The organism is Streptococcus mitis, assembly GCF_946190375.1.
In the GTDB taxonomy this organism is placed as follows: Bacteria; Bacillota; Bacilli; order Lactobacillales; family Streptococcaceae; genus Streptococcus; species Streptococcus mitis_CJ.
In genome coordinates this window covers 1-3,761 of the sequence record NZ_CAMIAF010000035.1, presented here as the reverse complement: position 1 = coordinate 3,761, position 3,761 = coordinate 1, and the positions used below count along the sequence as shown (strand labels likewise).

Genomic DNA, 3,761 nt, shown 5'->3' with positions numbered 1-3,761 from the left:
GTCACAGGTAAGTTCTTTGCATTTAAAGGAACGCAAGGAACAGGCCTTGCTAAAGTCGACGGAGGCTGGGCTAACAACTATGGTAGAAATATAGAGCTATATACAAATCTCAGTGATTTGAAGGCTAAAAGTGATGTTAAATGGTTCTATAAGTATCGTTTAAATGGTACTGGTGAAGAAAAGGTAACTGCTGTTGGCAGAGACACGTTTGGTGAAGTATGGTATACAACCAAGGAGGTTTCAAGCTGGCCGGATCCTGTAAGTCACAAGACGACCTATACTGTGACAGCTGTCTATCCAACAGGTCGCTTTGGAACTCCATCAACTAACGATCAGGCTCTGACAAGCAAAACAACATTTGACTATACGGTAGTTGATCCAGTAGCCAAGCAAGAGTATGTTACAACAGTTGGGGATATAACTCCTTTGAATGAGATTATTAATGATCCAGGCAAGGCGATTAAGAATTCTAGAGATGGTGTGTCGATTCCTAGTGGTCCAGAGGAAGCTACCAGAACTACCTACAGATGGGTATCTGCACCAGATGCTAGCACAGTAAGTACTCCAGGGATTTATAAGAAAGATGTCACAGTTACCTTACCTAAAGGAGCTCAAACTGGGGACAATAGTAGTGACACCGTTCCTGTAACCATCAAAGTTAGACCAAAACCACCACAAATCTCAGCGGATCAGGTAACGAATACAGGTGGTCTTCCAAATAAAGGAATTACCGTAACGAATGCATTGCCAAATGCGCAGGTTACCTTGACAATCGGTGGTAAGACTCTTACTAAACAAGCAGATGGTAGTGGAAATGTAACCTTCCCTTCTACCGATGTTGCAGATAGCAATGGTCTTCTCCCAACAGGAGATGTAACAGTTAAACAAAGCAAGGCATTTACAAATCCCGTAACGAATGCAAATGAAACTTTGGAATCAGATGCAAGTACTGTTAACATTAGTAAGGAAGATATACCGCCAACAGTTGCTCTTACTGTTAAGGTTAATGGAGGGACTCCTGAGACAGATAGTTCGGGCCGCTATATTTTTTATGCTGGAGATACGATTCAAATTACTTATAGCGGTAAGGACAATAGTGGAAAGCTTACCACGTTGAAAATGCGTAATGCAAATAGTGATTTGAATGACTTCTTTGAAGGGAAATCCGCTGAGTGGGGACGTGGCCCAGTCGAGAATATTACGACACTGACAAGTACTAATCAAACCACCAAGACGGTTAATGCGGTTGCGAATAGCGATATGACTTGGAAATCTGGTAATATCTTTTCTCGTGTTATTACAGCGGTTGACCCAAATGGCAATACGGGAGAAAGCCCATGGTTTGGTGTTGTACAAGGACGTTTGGCGGATAAGATTAAATTGACAACACCACCTGCTATTCCCGTTCGTGATAAGTCAAATTTGACTCCTACTGAGAAAGAGAGAATTAAAACGGAAGTAGAGAAATCGAATCCGTCTGATACATCTCGCATTCGTACTTATGATGTTCAACCAAATGGTGATGTTACTATTACATTTAAAGATGGAACTTCAAAGACAATCACTCCTAATCTAGAACAAAATTATCAAACTAAGTCAGATCGCTTCTACGCGGTTGCTGGAGAAAATCCAAATAGCTTGACAGCTCGTGATTTTATCAAATCTGCTGATGGCACAGACTTGCCTGCAAACACAAATGTAGTTTGGAAAAATGGAGTTCCAAATTTATCTACGCCAGGTGAAAAAACAGCAACCTTAACGGTTACCGACTCGAAAGGTGTAAGTAAAGAGATTACTTATAACTATACCGTTTATCCAAAGGTTGAGGCTAATACCAACAATGGGGTAACAGGTAAGTTTTATTCCTTTAAAGATGATGGTAATGGTAGAACCAACGGGGGTAGCTGGGCTAATAATTATGGTGGAGACACTTATTTATATGTAAACCAAAAGGAGCTTCCGGCAAATACGACTTGGTCTTATGAGTACAAATTAAATAGTCAATTAAGTGGTTCAGGTGAGTTGCAGAAGACACCAGTTGGAACACAAAGTTTTAGTAGTGTTTGGAATAATACTCAAGCGCATCAAACAGAGTACCGTGTAGTAGCGACTTATCCAACAGGACGCTTTGGGACTCCGTCTGCACAAGATCGTGCTTTGACAAGCGAGACTACATTTAATTATACAGTAGTGAATCCAGTTGCTAAGAAAGTTTATGAAACAACAGTGGGTAATATGTCTCCGTTGTCAACTATTAGCACAACTCCAGGTGAAACGATTACAAATGCTGCCAATACACCCGTAATACCAGCTGGAACAGATTACGCATGGGAAACACCTCTAAGTGAATCTGATATTTCCACTCCAGGTTATATAACTAAAAAAGTTAAAGTAACATTACCACTAGGTGCTGCAACAGGTAATCGTAACGATAAATTAGTTCCAGTAACTATCAAAGTCAACCTAAAAACACCACAAATCGCAGATGACCAAGTAAGAAATACAGGTGGTCTTCCAAATCCTAGTATTACTGTGACAGATGTGACACCAGGTGCGACAGTGACCTTGAGAATAGGAAGTAAGGAAATTCCGAAGACAGTACCAGCTGGTGCTACAAGTGTCGCATTTGGAGCAGATGAATTAGCAGATAGTAACGGTCTGCTTCCAACAGGAAATGTAACGGTTACACAAACTAAAGTCGTTACAAATCCTGAAGGAAATCCAGAGACCCTTAGCACATCAACGACTAAAGAAATTACTCGCGAAACAGTTAAACCTGTTGCTAGGACAACTGTGCAAGTAAAAAATCCTACAACTGGTAAATGGGAAACAGTTCCATCCACGAGAGACGGTGTTTTCAATAAATATATTTTCTATTCAGGTGATCAACTGCGCTTTATTACTACATTTAGTGATAACAGTGGAAAGATTGACAAAACTGAAGTGAAAATAGGTGACAGCAATGGTAACACTACTATTACCAGCGGGAATATACTTCATGATCCTTGGGGGACTGCAACTCTAACCAATCTCAATAATACTCCTACGGTAGCTACAGAGACTAAGCCTTACACCATTGACACTGGTGAGAATCACGGTGAAATTAAGTCAGATTTGCCATATAGTTCTGGTAATACGGTGAAACGTTCGGTTATAGTTAGAGATACTTCTGGAAATTGGTCTGAAGGAAATAATCTTATACTTGAGCAGGGTCAGTTGAAGGATAAATTCCGAGGTAAAGTGCCAGCGACAGTTCAAGTAACTAATGCGACAACTCCATCAGCGGATGATAAAGAAAAGATCCTTGCAGCGGTGAAGGGTTCTAATCCGGAAAAAGACAATCGTATTAGTAGCTATGCACTGAAAGATAATGGTGCTGTATCAGATGGTAAAGTAACAGTAGTTATTACCTATAAAGATGGTACAACTAATGAAGTGAAAGTACCGGTATCAGATTCTGATCGTAAGTCTGAACAAGCCTCTCAATCAGCATCAGAATCAGCGTCAACAAGCGCAAGCCAATCAGCAAGCACAAGCGCGTCTGAGTCGGCTAGAACCAGCGCAAGCCAATCAGCAAGCACCTCAGCTAGTCAGTCAGCATCAACAAGTGCAAGCCAGTCAGCAAGTACATCGGCAAGCCAAAGTGCCTCAACCAGTGCGAGCCAGTCAGCAAGCACATCGGCTTCTGAATCAGCGTCAACAAGCGCGAGCCAATCAGCAAGTACAAGTGCATCAGCTTCAGCAAGCACATCGGCATCTGA

The 3,761-nt window shown here is 41.4% G+C and carries 1 protein-coding gene; it reads left to right on the top strand.

The window, feature by feature from the left end; translation table 11 throughout:
- Positions 1-3,761 (top strand): Rib/alpha-like domain-containing protein (locus tag N8M09_RS11270; RefSeq protein ID WP_314726072.1); only part of this gene is annotated, 3,761 nt, incomplete at both ends.